Genomic DNA, 17,461 nt, shown 5'->3' with positions numbered 1-17,461 from the left:
CTACTTTTTTAACGAGGATTATCTTCTAAACCTGCATTTATGGCGGTAACAGGTACTTTTAACACTTTTCTTAGATCCATTTTATCGAGAACTAGAGGTGCTCCAAATTGTGTTATTTTATGCTCTACTTGTAAATTAAACCTTCTGACATCAAACCATCTTAAGCCTTCATGAACAAACTCTCTTCTTCTTAACTCTGCTATAAACTTCACGAAAGAAGTTTGCTTAGCATTCATTGTATAAAATGGCGTATATTCATTAGGCACAACGGGATACTGGCTTTCAACCATAATTTCTGTTAATACGTCAGTAGCAGGATCATGATTCATTGTCTTTTTTGAAAGATAAACATTCAGATCATTTAAAGCACTGCCGTAATCTTCTTTCATAACATATGCCTCTGCCCTATTTAATAAAACCTCATCTCTATCAAATAAAACCACACCAACAAATGGCAAACCGATATTTGCAGTAGGATTGGTTACTCTAAAATATTCCTCATACTTAGGAAGTCTAAAAAACTGATCAGTTCCATAAACAGCATAAGCCCAAGGCTTTACAAAAGGATTACCATTAATAAATAATTCTTCCAATTTACTTACTGACAATCCATAACTTGTACGTGTAAAACGTCTTGCCCAAACACTTAAAGTTGAAGCCATTAACAAATTAGACTCCTCGTCTTTACTTGCATACAATAGACTGTTCTGATCATACGTTAGCGGACGATAAGCGACCATATCTCTTAATTGCACTTGTGGATTTGATACTGCATCAGAAGCATACTTTATAACCTTATCCCAATCTCCTTTGTATAAGAAGAATCTAGCTGCAAAAGCAGCACCTGCTTCTTTTGTAAAATGAAACTTAGGTGAATCATATCTATTTTCGACTTTATTTAACCCTTCAAGCAAATCTGACTCAATATAGTCATAAGTTTCCTGTAAAGTACCTCGTTTGTATTCTTTGATAAATTCTTCTTCTGATTCTAACACATAAGGAATACCTAAATCTGCAGAAGCTGTGTTTGGATCATAAGGTTTTGACCAAAAATTAGCAATCATAAAATGATTGTAAGCTCTTGCTAGTAATGCCTCTCCTTTTTGCGCATCCAAATCAAACTTTCCTTGTAATTCTGTAATAGCATCCAACGCAGCGTTGGCCTGAGCAATTGCTTCATAAGAACGATTCCAAAAATAATTTGGAGAATCTAAATCTGTCGTAAAATCAGTAAGTTCATCCCAATTATACAAATCTGTTTCAAAACGATTGTCATCATTGAGTGCTGTTTTTCTATCTGAATTATCCGACATAATTTCAGCCATTCTTTGATAATTACCCTCAGAATAAGCACCTGTAATTAATTGAGAGATTTTATCAGGACTATCAATTGTTGTTCTATTATCTGGAAGCTCAGATAAATACTCGTCACAGCCTAATGACATAAAGATCAAGGCAAGTAACATTAATTTTATATGTGTATTATAATTTAATTTCATGATATTAATTGTTAATTATAATCCTAGGTTAATTGAAAAGGTGTATTGTCTCCTTATAGGTAATGCCACACCACCTGTTTGATAAAATTCAGGATCTTGACCATTTAAAGCGTCATCTGAGTATATTAAAAACAAGTTAGTCCCCTGAAACCTAAGCCTTAAATAATCCAACCCTAAGTTATCCGTTAATTCTTTATTAAAAGAATATCCTAATGCAATATTTTTCATTCTAATAAAAGAACCGTCTGCCACTCGTGCTGTAGAGTAATTGTAAGCATTGTAAGCACGTTCTAAATTTGTATTATTACGAATATCCCTTAGAGAAGCTATTGTCGGAATATTGGTCACATTTTCATCTCCTGGTAACACCCATCTGTTTTGAAAATCTTTAGAGAAAACATCTAAGTCATCATATTCATCTTCAAATAATGGATTTAACCTTATTTTATTACCGCCAGCGCCAGAAATCAAAACACTTAAATCCCAATTCTTATACTTGAAGTTATTGGTAAAACCACCTTGAACATTTGGAACTACTGATCCCTCATAGTGCAATAAATCGGCCAGCCCTTCTGTTTCCTGAAAATAAATATCGTTAACTGGGTCTTTACCTTCACCTAAATCAAATGTTGGATACCCTCGTTCGTTAAGACCATCAAATTTGAAGGAAAACAAAGATTGAATTGGATATCCTTCTAAATTTCCACCTGTTTGATCGATTAAATCTAATGCAATAGGTTGATTTTTCAATTCCGTAATTTCTTGGTTTATGTAAGAAACATTAAAGTTCGTTGTCCAACTAAAATCATCGGTACGAATATTTTTAGTGTTTAAGTTAAGTTCATACCCAGTTACATCAACGGTAGCATTGTTTCCTTGTTTTATAAATTCACCTCCAATACCAGAACTTCTTACAAAATCGATGTTATCAAAAATATCTCTTTTAAAAAAATCAGCACTTAATTGAATGGAATTATCAAACATGCCCAAATCAACCCCTAGATTCAATTCATATTGTTTTTCCCATGTCAAATTATTATTAGCTAGATCCTCTATATTTAAAAAATTCTCCCTATCAGAAACATTTAATCGATCAGTAATTTGACTTCGATATATAGCTAGAGAATTCGTTGCATTCCCTGGGGTGGCTGTTAAACCATAAGACGCTCGAACACCTAAATTATTAATAGAACGTGAATTAATCACAAAATCTTCTTCCGTAGCATTCCATTTAGCACTAACAGAGCCAGTAGGTAACCAACGAGAACTTGAACTTCTCCCTTGTCTATTTGACCCATCATACCTTCCTGTTAAAGTAAAAATATATTTGTCTTTAAAAGAATAAGTTGCTTTTCCGAAAAAAGCGACAGTTCGCTCTCTTTCTTCCTCTACCTCAAAGTAGTTTTCCCCATCGGCAATAAGTTTTTCGAGTAAACGTGCATCTGTAAACGGCGTATATCCATTATTATACTGTAAACCATACCCAGTAAAATTATCTTTTACCCTATCCACATACCTCATTTCTTGTCCCATAAATAAATCTAACCCATGGTTTTCATTGAAAAGATTACTATATGACAATGTATTACGCAAATAATACGAAGTCATATAATTATTTGTTTTGATAAATAAACCTCCTCTTGGAAAAACAGGTATAGGATCAGATAATGGATTATCTGGATCTCTGTAAAGAAAAATGTTAGCATCTCTTACAATGGTAGTCTCATTGGCATTATAAGCCCCTACTACATTTGAATTTCTTCTAACCTGGTGTTCTGTAGCACTATTTACGTATCTAGCAGCAGAATTAAATGTATAAGTCCAATTATCATTAACCTTATAATTAGCATCTAACTGAAAACGTATATCATTAACATTTAAGTCAATAAAATTATTATCAAGCTCTTCTAAAATATTGAACGGTGCCCAATTATTTCTGTAATACTCCAAATTATTGGCATTATCTCTAGGTCGTATGGTTCTTGAGGTATTTAAAGCATATGAGAACGGATTTATATCAAAATCACGTCCAACAGTTCCATTAACAACATCGCTCTCTCTACTAAAAGTCCCTGGGGCCTTTTGATCTCTAATAGAAGCAACTGTTGCTACCGTAACATTAAATTTATCTGAGAAAAAATAAGTATTCCTTAAATTAGAAGTCAATCTTTTTACTTCTTCCGAAATTGACCACCCTGGGTCCGAAAAAAAGCTCAATGAGGCGTAAGTAGCATTTTTTTCACTTCCGCCTGTAACACTAATTGAATGGTTTTGAGTCATCGACCTCCTAAATAAAGTTTTAAACCAATTCGTATTAGCCAATTCATACTGTTGTAAAAAACGACTCCTTGCTTCAGGAGTGTTTGGTAACAAAAACTGTCCTGTTGAGGGGTTATACGTATTAATCTGCTGTTGCATAATGGAATAAACTCCTCCAAACCTTGCCTGAGCTACGGCAGACGGATTTAAAAAACCTTTACTCTCTAGTTCTTTTAAAATACTCATGTTTTCTTTGGAGTCAAGGATATCAAAATTACTATAAGAAGGAATATCCCTCAGCGCCTGCTCCAGATTATAAGTAACTTTTAAAGGTGCTTCTTTCTTACCTGCTTTAGTAGTTATAACAACAACCCCATTTCTAGCACGTGCTCCATACAATGCAGTAGCTGAAGCGTCTTTTAAAATTTGGACGTCTTTAATATCATTTGCATTGATCCCTGCAATTGAAGAACTCAATAATGTTTGTGAATCACCATTAGTAATAGCTTCTAAACCAGTTGAATCTATTATATCCTCTTGAACGATTCCATCAATAACGTATAATGGCGAATTATTTCCAAAAACAGAAGATGCCCCTCTAATGGTTATGTTCGGTGCTGCACCAAAAGTTCCAGAAATATTTTGAATGTTAACACCTGCTGTTCGTCCTTCCAACATTCTAGTGACATCTACAACACCATCAATTTTTAAATCTGCTCCCTTTACGATACTTGATGCTCCTGTAAACTTCTTACGTTTTATCGTCTCATAACCCGTTGTCACAACAACCTCGTTTAACTGTTCAGAAGAATCTTCCAACTTAACGTTGATAACATTTGAATCAGCCACCTTAATTTCTTTGGTTTCTTTACCCAAAAACATAAACATCAAAGTAGCTCCCTTATTAACCTTGATAGAATACTTACCGTCGAAATCTGTTTCAGTTCCCTTTACTGTACCTTTAATTATTACAGATACTCCTGTCGCAGGACCAAAATCGTCTGTGACGATTCCGGAAACTACCATTTCCTGTGCAAAACTAATTTGCGTTATCACCAGCAGGATGCAGGTGATAATTAATTGTAATTTTTTTTTCATTCATTAATTGTAATTAAGTTTTATTTTCCCAAAACTATGTTAAATTAATACAAATAACAAAAAAATAACAATAAAACATTAAATCATACATATTTTTAAAGCCAAAAAAAACAATAAAAACTATTATTTTAGCATAAAAATTAACCAATTGATTAACAGAGCTATCTGTTTTTTTTTAAAAAAAACCTCTCTATAAATAGGCAAAATCATAAAATATAATTTCAACAATTAACTTCAAAAAAAATTGATAAAACAAGCTGAAGAAACAATAAAAAAGCTATCTATAATTTTACATCTCGTGAAAAAACTATTTTTTACTGGAATTTAGTTTAGCTAGCTCTTTTTCTAAAAAGATCAACTTCTCTTCAAAAGTATCTTTAAGCTTAGGAAGGTTCATTAAAAAAACATGCTTAACCAACCATAATTCTTTTATATTTTGGATAAGAATATTTTTAGCACTTATATTTTTGTGAGCCGCTTCTAAAATCAATAAATCATCTTTTTTTTCGGCATACCTGAGTACAAGTTCATCTTCAACAATCGCTACTACTAAATCAGTTTTTTTGATAAGATGGACAAGGTCGATTGGGTATTTTTCTGCAATGACAATATCGCCAGGGTAAATTCCAGTCTCCCCTGAAGTCATCTCTAGATTATGCACTGTAAAAGCCCTCAAATCTGAATTAGACTCGACAGGCAAACAAATTACAGGTAAATCTTTAACAAACTTTGGCTTATCACAATATTTTAGATAGTCTGTTTGATTTTTACCAGTGACAATAGGTATATTCAATATACTTTCTTTTTCTAACTTTTCAATTTCAAGAGTTAAATCCTCTTTGAATTGTAATAATTGATTTACTGTCAATTCGGACCTTAGCAAATCATCAATTAAAATACTAAAATAATTAGCAACTTTAATAACTGTATCAATTTTAGGCTCACTTCTTCCCTCCTCGTAAGCACCTAAAGTAGCTCTCTTCAAACCAAATAACTCTGCAAAAGCGTGCTGATTCAATCCCTTAACTTTCCTTATTTTTTTAATATTTTTTCCAAAAAAAGACATAAAATGCTAATATAATTTGCAATTTTAAAAATAAAATGTATCTTTACACTAATAATATTAGCTAATATATGAAAAACTAAAAAAAATAGCAACTTAACAATTTTAAAAGCATGAGTATTATAACACTCTACATTTTCAGCGTATTATTAAGAACTTTTTTGTAATATTACATCGCTAAAAGAAACTATAAACAAACTAATTCAATTGCTAGATGGACAACCATTTTACAAAAACAAAAAACTTTTTACAAAAGTTAAATTTCAATATCTATAAAGAAGATATTGAGAACGGAATTTTAGTTATTAACAAAGAAAACTCTGGAATTAAAAACCTAATTATTGGCATAGCATATCCAATAATAATTATTGAACAATTTATTTTTAAAGTAAATGAACCTAACGAAGATATTTTCAAAAATTTACTTATAAAAAACAGAGATATTGTTCATGGTGCTTTTGTTCTTGATGATACAGGTGAACGAGTAATATTTAGAGATACATTACAACTAGAGAACTTAGATCTAAATGAACTTGAAGGAAGTTTGAATTCTTTAAGCCTATTATTAAGCGAGTACTCCGAACAAATTATTACATTTTCAAAATATTAAAAAATAGATAATGAATATATTCAAAAGACTATTTAGAATAGGACAAGCAGAAGCACATTCAGCGATCAACAAGATGGAAGATCCTATCAAAATGACAGAACAAGGAATCCGAGACCTAAAAGATGATTTAGAAAAAAGCATTGAATCTTTAGCACAAATTAAAGCCTTAGCAATACGTTCAAGAAACGAACTCGAAAATTACAAACTAAAAGCTGAAGATTATCAACAAAAAGCAATGTTAATTCTTCAAAAAGCCAAAAAAGGTGAAATAGAAGCTAGTGAAGCTGATAGACTGGCAAAACAAGCTCTTGTAAAAAAAGAGGAAAACATTCAAGAAGTAAATAGAACGAAATTAGAATCTGATAAGCTAGATGCTTCAGTTACAAAACTCGAAAAAAGTGTACAAGAGATTAAAAATAACATACAAAAATGGGAAAATGAACTCAAAACTCTTAAAGCACGCGTAAAAGTTTCGAAAGCTACTAAAAATTTAAACCAACAAATGGCTGAATTAGATAGTAGTAGTACTGTATCAATGCTTGAACAAATGAAAGACAAAGTCGCTCAAGAAGAAGCGTTAGCAGATGCTTATGGCGACTTAGCGAATTCAACAAAAACGATTGACGACGAATTGAATGATGCCGTAGTTGAGACAAATAATAACGCCGAAGACGATTTAGCTAAGCTGAAAAAGCAATTAGGGCTTAACGATAAAAACGAAGGGTAAATTTGAACTCACTAACCGATATACTGTTTTCTAATGTCAATATAACTCTAACAATTCTAGTTATAATCCTTATTGTTTATTGGCTTGTAACAATGATATCTGGTATTGACTTCGATCTTGATGTAGATATTGACGTCGATGTTGACATAGACACTGACGTCGATATCGATACAGGAATTGAGGGTGTTAATATTGATTTCCACGACATTTCAAATACAGAAATCAATAAAGAAGATATTATTCAGAAGAAGAGAAAACCTTTAAAATGGTGGCAAGTTCTTTTGATATACTTCAACTTTGTTGGATTACCTTTCATGTTCACATTTACCTCTTGGATTTTTATCTGGTGGATAATGACGATACTAAGTACAACAATTACCTATAGCATAAATAGTAATCTTGGCTTTATTCTGATGCTTGGCGGAATTATCCCTTCATTAATATTAACAAAAATTTTTACTACTCCTTTTAAAAACTTTTTTAAGAATTTAAATCAAAACGGAGACCACCCCATTGACTTCATTGGCCTTACTGGAATCTCATTATCAACTTTAAGAGAAAATAAACTAGGAACAGCAGAGGTTAAAACTGAAAATAAGAACCTTACCATAAATATAAAATCTCTTAATAACGAAATTATTAATTATCAAGACACAATTCTTATAATTAAACAAAGCGATGATAAAACATTTTATTACGCTCAGAAATACGACAACTAATTATCAAATTAACTAATACAATTACTATGGATATTATTTATCAAATTCTTGGTATAGGAATAGGCTTGCTACTATTTCTATTAATTATATACTTCGCCATTGTTGCGATGTTCTACAAAAAAGTACCACAAGGGAAAGCTCTTGTTAGAACTGGATTTAAGGGAGCCAGAATTGCAACGGATAAAGGACTTTACGTTGTACCTGTTTTCCACAGAGTAGAAACAATGGATATTTCTGTAAAAAAAATTGAAATAGAAAGATTAGGATCTGATGGCTTAGTATGTAAAGATAACGTTAGAGCCGATATTAAAGTTGCTTTTTTTATAAGAATCAATGAGGATGTTAAGGATATCAAAAAGGTAGCTGAAACGATTGGTTGTGAAAGAGCATCTCATATTGAAACTTTAAAAGATCTATTTGAAGCAAAGTTGTCTGAAGCACTTAAAACTGTAGGAAAAAAATTCCAATTCATTGAATTATATGAAGCTCGAAGAGAATTTAGAGATGAAATTAAAGATATTATCTCAGTTGACTTAAATGGATATGTCCTTGATGACTGTGCCATCGATTATTTAGAGCAAACTCCAGTAAAATTCTTAAAACCAGATAACATTTTAGATGCTGAAGGTATTAAAAAAATTACCGAGTTAACTGCCGATCAAAACATTAAAGCGAACTTAATTAAGCGTGACGAAGAAAAAGTTATTCGTAAGCAGGATGTTGAAGCTCGCGAAGCTATTTTAGAATTAGACAAACAATTAGCAGAAAAAGAGGAACAACAAAAAAGAGAAATAGCGAACATCAAAGCTCGTGAAGAAGCTGAAATATTAAAAGTTGCAGAAGAAGAACGTTTAAAATCAGAGTCGGCAAGAATTTCTACCGAAGAAAAAGTTCAAGTTGCTGAAGAAAATATGCAACGTCAAATTATTGTTGCAGAAAAAAACAAACAACGTACGGAAGCTGTTGAAGCGGAACGTGTTGAAAAAGATAGAGCGCTAGAAGCTACCGAACGTGAAAGAATTGTAACACTTGCTCAAATTGAAAAGGAAAAAGTAGTTGAAATTGAAAACAAGAATATCCAAGATGTTATTCGCGATCGTGTAATGCTGGAAAAAGGTGTTGTTGAGGAAAAAGAGAATATGAAAGACATTGAGGCTTTTAAAACAGCGGATCGTGACAAGCAAGTTAAAATAACCATTGCTGAAGCTCAAGCTCAAGAAGCATTAATTAAAACTGTGAAGCAAGCAGAAGCTCAAAAAGAAGCTGCCAAACAGAAGGCAGAAGAAATTAATATCGAAGCACAAGCTCAAAAAGAAGCAAGTGAAAAAGAAGCAGAAGCTAGAAAAACATTAGCGGAAGCACAAGCGAAAGAAGAAGCTACTGTAGGGTTATCTGAAGCGCAAGTAATGCATGCCAAAGCTGATGCTTATGAAAGGGAAGGATTTGTTGAGGCTACCATTATTGAAAAGAAAGCAAAAGCCGAAGCTGAGGGTATTTTAGCAAAAGCAACAGCATTGAAAGAGGAAGGTATTGCAGAGGCCGAAGTTATCAAAGAAAAAGCACTTGCAAAAGCTACTGGTGATAAAGAAATAGCATTGGCAGAGGCTGCCGGTATTGAGGAAAAAGCCGAAGCAATGAAGAAACTTGATGGTGTTGGTAAAGAGCACGAAGAGTTTAAACTGCGTTTAGAAAAAGAATTAAAAGTAGATTTAGCGCATATTAATATTCAAAAAGATATTGCTGACGCTCAAGCGCAAGTTATTGGTGACGCATTAAAAGCTGCAAATATTGATATTGTTGGAGGTGAAACGATGTTCTTCGAGCAAATCATTGGACAAATTACGAAAGCAAAGGGTGTTGATAGACTTGTTCAACACAGTTCAAATATTCAGGATGTAAAAGATGCTATTTTAGGTAGTGACGATGTAAAAGGAAACTTACTTGAAAAAGTAAAAGACTTTGCTACTAAATACGGCATCTCTTCTGAAGACATAAAGAACTTAAGCATTGCTAATTTATTAGTAGACTTAAAATCTAAAGCTTCTACTGCTGATGAGGAAAATTTATTTAGTAACCTCTTCAATTTAGCTAAAGGCTTAGGTTTATCTGATAAGAAATTATAATAATATAAAGCATAAACAAAAGAAGTTGTAACGACTTCTTTTGTTTTATTTTGACACTCCCCTACTTTAATTTTCTACCACTAATAGTGTTCAATTTGAAAATGGACGTAAGAAACCTAGGAAATACAGCTATTGATGAAATAATAGAATCGCTTCTGCTGGCTTTTGACAATTACTTTGTTAAAATGTCTACAGAAAGAGACTACTATATTAACAGATGGAAAGTTACAAAAGTAGATTTCAATTTATCCTATGGGATGTTTCATAACGAAAAGCTAGTAGGTTTTATTATACATGCCATTGATACCAGAAATGGGAAATTAACAGCATTTAATACTGGCACAGGAGTAATACCTAAATACAGAGGAAAAAGTATCATACGGACGATATACGATCATGCTCTTTCTGATTTAAAAAAATATGGTATAAAAGAAACAACACTTGAGGTTATTACCAAGAATAAAATTGCTATTCAACTATATAAAAAAATCGGATTTAACATTTGCAAAGAATACCATTGCTATCAAGGGGATATTCAAAACAACACATCAGAACATGCTATTCTTTTGAAAGAAATTTCTTTAGATACAATTGAATGGAACGCCTTACCAAATCAGGATACCTATTCATGGGACAATCAGAAAGAATCTATAAAAAATAGTAACTATAACTATTTTGAAGTTATCGTAGATGGAAAAGTTGAATCGTATTTTATCATTAATAAAGACCTCAACTATATCGCCCAGTTTGATGTGTTTAATACTAAAAATGGTAACTGGGACAGACTATTTTCTGGAATTAAACAAGTTTCAGAAAAAATAAAGATCAATAATGTTGATAAAACATTGAATGAAAAAAACTCCATTTTGAACAAAGTAAAATTAACCAATACTGTTGATCAGTTTGAGATGGAATTAAAAATATAACAACTACCTATGACGAGCGCCTTTGAAATTAAAGAAGATAGTAGTTGTAACCAATAATTAATTAAAGAATAAGATAAAAAACTTCGAAAAACAGAAGTTTTAACACCTATAATCACCTATGGAAAACCAACATACCGAACAACAACTAGATGGTGGAACGTATGAAATCATTCAAAGTAGATTACAAAAACAAAAGCAACATCTACAAGAACGACTTCATAACTTAAATGATGCCAGAAAACATGTATTTGGCACCATAGAAACTAAACTAATTGCAAATAACAGAATCAATACAGAAAATAACTGTATTGCTAGAGATATTATTTCATTAGGGAATATATCTATTTTCGGTTATAACGTTCATTTTGGATTGAGAACAGATATCAAACTATCAGATGTTTTTAGCATCTATGAGTTTAAAGACCGACAATTCCATGTACAATCATTAGAGTTATTAAATGATCCTCTTTTCCTTGATGACTTTACCAATTTATATAAATATTACCGAAATACTATTTTCTCAAAATTCGCTGTTATTGGAAACTATTTGTATATGATTTTCCAATTAAGTGAAAATAAAAGTGATATTAAAGCTTTCAAATGGTTAATCAATGATAATTCACTACGATATATTGATAACCGTAGTGAGCATGAATACAAATTCCCAACTCAGCACGAATTTAAGTGGCAAGAAGTAACTCGTGATATGCATCGTTACGGTACTCATTCACATGTATCAATTCTCGATAAAATATTTGTTGAAACTATTGGAGGTGATTTAACCATCAAAGTTGAAAACAATACAAATGATGGAAAAGGAATACTTTCAGAGCCTGTTGAACATATCGATCAAACCTTAGATGATGGTCAGTTTCGCTTTGGCGATTTAGGAAATTTAATAGCCCTTGAAATTAAGCCATTTCAAGAACCTCCAAGACACTTTGTATACAACCATAAACTTCAGGAAGTTCAGAAGATAGATAGCATTAAGGATACTGCTGTTCAGCTTCCCGATGATCAAGGAATTATTTTTCCAAATGGATATTATCTTCAAACTGGAGAGCACAAGATATTCGAGAGTGATATTAAAGAGGTTAAATTCCAAGAAAAGATTATTTCACCAAATGGTGAAGACTTTTTATACGTTTTTTATGCAACCATAAGAGGGTTATATATCCTTATGTCATATAATATCATTGAGCAAAGTGTTAAAACACCTATAATTTGTAATGGTTTTACCATTTTAGAAAATGGAGAACTCTGTTATTTTAAAACAGAAAATGAGCAAACTAAACATCATGTTGTTCAAATATGGCAAACCCCCTATTTAAAAGGCGATTATATGCCTTCACAACATGAAGATAGCTTACTATATAAAATTGGTAATAAAGACATTGTACGTGCCATGGCTGAATGTCACGAATTGATTACTTTATTAAACAAAGAAGATAACTATACTGGTCTATATTCTGATATTGCCAAAACTTCTAAAGACATTAACGACACCTATTATTGGTTACACGAAAAAGAAACTTTTGAGCTTAACAAACCAGTTTCCGAGATCAATAAGTCGGCCAATGCTGCCATCGAAGAATTCGAGAAAGTTGTCCAGTTAAAAAAACAAGCGGAAAAAGAAACCAACGAGATCAACAAAAAATCTGATAAACTGTTTGGTAAAATTAAAAGCACCTCGTTTAAATCTATTGACGATTTCGTTGTGCTCTTAAGTCAATTACGCTCATTGCGTGGTGAAGTGATAAGTCTTCATGACATTCGCTATATCAATATAAATCTGCTTAAGGAACTAGAAGAACAAGTTACAGAACAAAACAACGTAATCTCGAAACGATGTGTTCAATTTCTTCTTGATGACAAAGCACTTCAACCATACCATGTGCGGGTTATTGAAAAGCAAGAAGCTTTACCAACCATTAAAAAAGTGGTAGGAGCAAAAGCCTTAGAAAAAGAGGTCAATCAAATTACTACTGATTTAGAAATGCTTATCGATATTGTATCGAACCTAGAAATCGAAGATACTTCTCAATCTACAAAAATCATTGACAATATTTCTTTAATATTTGCCACACTTAATCAGTTAAAATCAGGTATAAAAAACAGCATTAAAAGCTTAGGAAGTAAAGAAGCGATAGCTGACTTTAATGCCCAACTTAAATTAATTGATCAAAGTATTATCAATTATATTGATATTGCGAATACTCCTGAAAAATGTGATGAATTTTTAACGAAAATCACGATTCAGCTAGAAGAATTAGAAGGCAAATTTGCTGATTACGATGAATTCACCACTCAGATTATTGAAAAGCGTGAAGAAGTTCACACCGCATTTGACAATCGTAAGAATAGCCTTATTGAAAAGCGGAATAAAAAAACGATCGCATTACAAACTGCTGCTGAACGTATTTTAAAAGGAATTACCAAGAAAGCCACTTCTTTTGATTCTATTGAAGATATCAATGGTTATTTCGCCGCCGATCTCATAATCAACAAGGTGCGTGATATTGTAAAACAATTAAAAGAACTTGATGATATTGGAAAAGCAGAAACTGTTGAGACAAAATTAAAAGTTGCTAAAGAAGACACCTTGCGTAAGCTCAAAGATAAAAAGGAGTTATATGAAGACGGTGAAAACATCATTAAATTAGGTAGCCATAAATTTGGAGTAAATAAACAAGTTTTAGATTTAACCATTGTTTATAAAAACGAACAATTGTGTTATCACTTAACTGGTACAGATTTTTACGAAGAAATAACGAATGATATATTACTTACCTCTAAAAAATACTGGAATCAAGAATTAGTGTCAGAAAATGATACTATTTACAGATCAGCATACTTAGCCTACAAATTATTTAAAAATTTTAGCGAATCAGCACTCATTAACCTTACTAAAGAAGAAGTTTTACAACTTGTTCAAAAGGAAAGTAGTAATTTGTATGCTGAAGGTTATGTAAAAGGAGTTCACGATATAGATGCATCCAAGATATTGTATACACTGATGCACAAACACCATGAACTTGGACTACTTACTTTTACACCAGATGTTAGAGCTTTTGCTCGCTATTTTTGGAAACATCTTTCCGAAGCTGATCAAAATTCATACAATACGAACATCAAAGCTTCAGGAGAAGTATTAAAAGTATTTCCGAAAAGTGTAACACATAATTATATCATTGATGACCTGACAAGCTCTTTAAATTCATTTGCTGAAAAATCTCAATTATTCGCTACAGAATATTCTGAAAGAATCGCTTTGTATTTGTTTAAGGAACTTCAAAGTGATACTATTTTTCACACGAGTAATATTGCTTTGAATCTTAAGGAAAACTTCCTTAAGACATTAGACAAGCAAAACGCATTACATAAATTTAAAACGGGGATTCAAAAGCAAGAAAGCCATATCGAAAGTATTCAATTAGCAATACAATGGGTAAGTTCTTTCGTTTTAGAAACAGGAATTGAAACGGATGAATATATCCATGAAACCGTGGCGTTACTATTATTTGAAGACCTCTCAGCGGCAGACACCATTAACGTACATCCGGTTACCATCATTGAAGATTTAAAAGGAAATCACGCTACTATTAATGAAGGAAAATGGGAGTTCAATTATCATCAATTCATAAAAGACCTTGAACACTTTACTCAAGTAGAGGTTCCTAACTTTATTCAATACAAAGAAGCGAAACACCAAGTAACAGAAGACCTGAAAGAAGAGTTGAAACTGGAAGAGTTTAAACCAAGAGTATTGTCTTCATTTGTAAGAAACAAACTGATTGATCAGGTATACTTCCCTTTAATTGGAGACAACTTATCAAAACAACTTGGTACCGTTGGAGACAACAAGCGTACTGATAGGATGGGAATGCTTTTACTAATTTCTCCTCCAGGATATGGTAAAACAACCTTAATGGAATATATTTCTAATAGATTAGGGTTGGTATTTATGAAAATCAATGGACCTGCTATTGGACATGAAGTTACTTCGGTGGATCCAATGGCTGCTAGTAACTCCGCTTCAAGAGAAGAACTTAAAAAATTGAATTTAGCTTTTGAAATGGGAGATAATGTGATGTTATACCTTGATGATATTCAACATTGTAACCCTGAGTTTTTGCAAAAGTTCATTTCACTTTCTGATGGAACCAGAAAAATAGAAGGTGTCTATAATAACAAGCCTAAAACTTACGACTTACGTGGAAAGAAATTCTGTGTAATCATGGCCGGAAATCCATATACCGAAAGTGGTGATAAATTTCAAATTCCAGACATGTTAGCCAACAGAGCTGATATTTATAATTTGGGAGATATTATTGGCGATACAGCACAGCTATTCAAACTTAGTTTAATAGAAAACTCTTTAACTTCTAATCCTGTATTACATCAATTAAGTAGTAAATATTTTGAAGATGTGTATACTTTAATTGATAAGGTTGAAAACAATACCAAAGATGTTAATCTAAAAGGAAACCATACCAATCAAGAAGTGCAAGATTATACAGCTATTCTTGAAAAAGTAATTACGATTCGTGATACCATTTTAAAGGTGAATCAGGCATATATTCAATCCGCAGCAATGGAAGACGATTATAGAACAGAACCTTCTTTTAAACTCCAAGGTTCTTATCGTGACATGAATAAGCTTGTTGCTAAAATTGTTCCTATTATGAATCAAGAAGAATTACAGCGATTATTATTATCGCATTACGAAAGTGAATCTCAAACACTAACTTCTTCAGCAGAAGCAAACCTTTTAAAATATAAAGAATTGATTGATAATTTATCCGAAGAAGAAATAGAACGTTGGTCTATTATAAAGGATATTTTCGCCAAAAACAATAAACTTAAAGGTTTAGGTAATAATAACGAGATGGCACAAATATTAAATCAAATGATGGCTTTTACTGAGAGTTTAGAGGGTATCAAATCAGTTTTAGAAAAGGGACTAAAGAAATAATATGTTAAATTATTAAAAAAATTTATTTTACATTTAAACTATTAAAAACATGGGATTTTTTGATCTATTTAAAAATAACAAGGATAAAGAAGAAACACATTACGATCCTACCAATATAAAAATAACGGATCTTGAAAAGGGGTATTTACTTGATTACGATTTAAAAACCTGGAGCATTATAAAAATGTCCGAATACGATTGGGGAAATAATTATTTTACACGTGAGTTTACTATTGAATCTCAGCGAGAAAAACTATTTTTGCATATCGAAGAAGATGATGATCTTACAATTACTATGTCAAAAGAATTAAAATATCGAAAGCTAGCCCCGGAGGTCATTACTCATATTGAAAACCACGGAAAGCCTCCAAAACAGATTACACACGAAAATGTAATCTACTATTTATCGGAAGAATCTCCAGGTTATTACAGAAATGTAGAAGCTTCTGATTGGGAAGAACTTATTTCCTTCAGCTATTTAGATGAAGATGAAGAAAAATGTTTAACAATAGAACAATGGGACGATAATGATTTTGAGGTTAGTTATGGAAAAAAAATCAAAAACTTTGAAATTAGCAACATTCTTCCTTACTCAAAATAAAAGAAATTAACGATGCTTTTTTATAAATACTTAATATTATTAATCGCCACCAGTATTGTTACATATTCATGTAGTACAGAGCAAAAACCAAAGTTTATCAAATCTCCTCTAGACCATATCATTACTCAATATATTGATAAGAGTAATTATAGTGTTATTTTATCTGATATGGACTATAAGGAAGATATGGATAAATATTTTCATAAATACCGTATTCTAATTGAGGAATCCCAACCCACATTAACTCGAGAACAATTAAACGACACCATTTCTAGTCCAACAGATATAAAAATCATCAATACTGACTGGCAAGAAGTATCACCAATCATTTTTGAAGAATATCAAAACGATTTAGGTATGACAGTTTTGAGTAAAAAAAACGGTCAGTTAGATAAAAACTCATCCCCAGCAGGAGTCAATAACTATGTTGGAAATTCCAAATATGGAGAATGGAAAACAGATAGTAACGGAGGCTCTTTTTGGGCTTTTTATGGTCGTTATCGACTTTTTTCTGATTTATTCTTTGGCCCTTCCTATGGTTATGGATACAGATATGGCTATCCAAGAACTGATTGGAATGATTACAATCGTAACTATCGAAATAAGAAACCATACTACGGTAAAACAAATGAATATGGAACAAGATCTAATAGCAATAGAAACACCTCTTGGGCTAATAAACCGCAATCTTTCAAAAGTAAAGTTCAATCAAAAGTTTCTAGAAGTTCTTCCGAATTAAAATCAAGAGGATACACCTCAAGAAAGAGCTATAGTAAAACTAGCAGAAGTCAATCGAGATATAGAAGTTCTTCTTTTCGATCGCGAAGCGGTGGTTTCGGTAAATAACAACTAAATAAAAAA

11 protein-coding genes are annotated in these 17,461 nt (G+C 32.0%); 8 read left to right on the top strand and 3 right to left on the bottom strand.

Annotated features, from left to right (window positions below; all coding sequences use genetic code 11):
• Window positions 1-8 precede the first annotated feature (8 nt).
• The 3 genes from AC2GW8_RS14000 to AC2GW8_RS13990 all read right to left on the bottom strand — a co-directional run bounded on the left by AC2GW8_RS14000 (window position 9) and on the right by AC2GW8_RS13990 (window position 5,922).
• Window positions 9-1,499, bottom strand: a complete 1,491-nt coding sequence (locus AC2GW8_RS14000; protein ID WP_440880494.1) for a RagB/SusD family nutrient uptake outer membrane protein — start codon at window positions 1,497-1,499, stop codon at window positions 9-11.
• A 15-nt stretch (window positions 1,500-1,514) separates the two neighbouring features.
• Window positions 1,515-4,856 (bottom strand): SusC/RagA family TonB-linked outer membrane protein, encoded by a 3,342-nt coding sequence (locus AC2GW8_RS13995; RefSeq protein WP_440880493.1) that lies wholly within the window; start codon window positions 4,854-4,856, stop codon window positions 1,515-1,517.
• 307 nt (window positions 4,857-5,163) lie between these two features.
• Window positions 5,164-5,922, bottom strand: a complete 759-nt coding sequence (locus tag AC2GW8_RS13990) for a helix-turn-helix domain-containing protein (protein WP_440880492.1) — start codon at window positions 5,920-5,922, stop codon at window positions 5,164-5,166.
• Window positions 5,923-6,133: 211 nt separating this feature from the next.
• Between AC2GW8_RS13990 and AC2GW8_RS13985 the strand changes: the two genes are divergently transcribed.
• The 8 genes from AC2GW8_RS13985 to AC2GW8_RS13950 all read left to right on the top strand — a co-directional run bounded on the left by AC2GW8_RS13985 (window position 6,134) and on the right by AC2GW8_RS13950 (window position 17,446).
• Window positions 6,134-6,529: a type III secretion system chaperone family protein gene (locus AC2GW8_RS13985; RefSeq protein WP_440880491.1), complete on the top strand. Its 396-nt coding sequence runs from the start codon at window positions 6,134-6,136 to the stop codon at window positions 6,527-6,529.
• A gap of 10 nt (window positions 6,530-6,539) precedes the next feature.
• The gene (locus tag AC2GW8_RS13980; protein WP_440880490.1) at window positions 6,540-7,256 is read left to right on the top strand and encodes a PspA/IM30 family protein; all 717 of its coding nucleotides are present in this window, start codon (window positions 6,540-6,542) and stop codon (window positions 7,254-7,256) included.
• A 92-nt stretch (window positions 7,257-7,348) separates the two neighbouring features.
• Window positions 7,349-7,975, top strand: a complete 627-nt coding sequence (locus AC2GW8_RS13975) for a hypothetical protein (RefSeq protein ID WP_440880489.1) — start codon at window positions 7,349-7,351, stop codon at window positions 7,973-7,975.
• 26 nt (window positions 7,976-8,001) lie between these two features.
• Entirely contained in the window at window positions 8,002-10,098 is a 2,097-nt protein-coding gene (locus AC2GW8_RS13970; RefSeq protein WP_440880488.1) for a flotillin family protein, read from the top strand.
• A gap of 101 nt (window positions 10,099-10,199) precedes the next feature.
• Window positions 10,200-11,024, top strand: coding sequence for a GNAT family N-acetyltransferase (locus AC2GW8_RS13965; RefSeq protein WP_440880487.1), 825 nt, complete (start codon window positions 10,200-10,202; stop codon window positions 11,022-11,024).
• Window positions 11,025-11,142: 118 nt separating this feature from the next.
• Window positions 11,143-15,999: a DNA repair ATPase gene (locus tag AC2GW8_RS13960; RefSeq protein WP_440880486.1), complete on the top strand. Its 4,857-nt coding sequence runs from the start codon at window positions 11,143-11,145 to the stop codon at window positions 15,997-15,999.
• A 49-nt stretch (window positions 16,000-16,048) separates the two neighbouring features.
• Window positions 16,049-16,600 carry a DUF4178 domain-containing protein gene (locus AC2GW8_RS13955; protein WP_440880485.1) on the top strand — a complete coding sequence of 184 codons (552 nt, stop codon included), beginning with the start codon at window positions 16,049-16,051 and terminating at the stop codon, window positions 16,598-16,600.
• A gap of 12 nt (window positions 16,601-16,612) precedes the next feature.
• Entirely contained in the window at window positions 16,613-17,446 is an 834-nt protein-coding gene (locus AC2GW8_RS13950) for a hypothetical protein (RefSeq protein ID WP_440880484.1), read from the top strand.
• Window positions 17,447-17,461: the final 15 nt, after the last annotated feature.

Source organism: Tenacibaculum profundi (assembly GCF_057162725.1).
The sequence above is the reverse complement of the archived record's forward strand: the minus strand, read 5'-3'. Positions and strand labels throughout refer to the sequence as shown.

What these genes read in the sequence shown, in the direction of transcription:
- AC2GW8_RS14000 (WP_440880494.1), bottom strand. Translation starts at nt 1,499, where the DNA reads ATGAAATTAAATTATAATACACATATAAAATTAATGTTACTTGCCTTG.
- AC2GW8_RS13995 (WP_440880493.1), bottom strand. Translation starts at nt 4,856, where the DNA reads ATGAAAAAAAAATTACAATTAATTATCACCTGCATCCTGCTGGTGATA.
- AC2GW8_RS13990 (WP_440880492.1), bottom strand. Translation starts at nt 5,922, where the DNA reads ATGTCTTTTTTTGGAAAAAATATTAAAAAAATAAGGAAAGTTAAGGGA.
- AC2GW8_RS13985 (WP_440880491.1), top strand. Translation starts at nt 6,134, where the DNA reads ATGGACAACCATTTTACAAAAACAAAAAACTTTTTACAAAAGTTAAAT.
- AC2GW8_RS13980 (WP_440880490.1), top strand. Translation starts at nt 6,540, where the DNA reads ATGAATATATTCAAAAGACTATTTAGAATAGGACAAGCAGAAGCACAT.
- AC2GW8_RS13975 (WP_440880489.1), top strand. Translation starts at nt 7,349, where the DNA reads ATGATATCTGGTATTGACTTCGATCTTGATGTAGATATTGACGTCGAT.
- AC2GW8_RS13970 (WP_440880488.1), top strand. Translation starts at nt 8,002, where the DNA reads ATGGATATTATTTATCAAATTCTTGGTATAGGAATAGGCTTGCTACTA.
- AC2GW8_RS13965 (WP_440880487.1), top strand. Translation starts at nt 10,200, where the DNA reads ATGGACGTAAGAAACCTAGGAAATACAGCTATTGATGAAATAATAGAA.
- AC2GW8_RS13960 (WP_440880486.1), top strand. Translation starts at nt 11,143, where the DNA reads ATGGAAAACCAACATACCGAACAACAACTAGATGGTGGAACGTATGAA.
- AC2GW8_RS13955 (WP_440880485.1), top strand. Translation starts at nt 16,049, where the DNA reads ATGGGATTTTTTGATCTATTTAAAAATAACAAGGATAAAGAAGAAACA.
- AC2GW8_RS13950 (WP_440880484.1), top strand. Translation starts at nt 16,613, where the DNA reads ATGCTTTTTTATAAATACTTAATATTATTAATCGCCACCAGTATTGTT.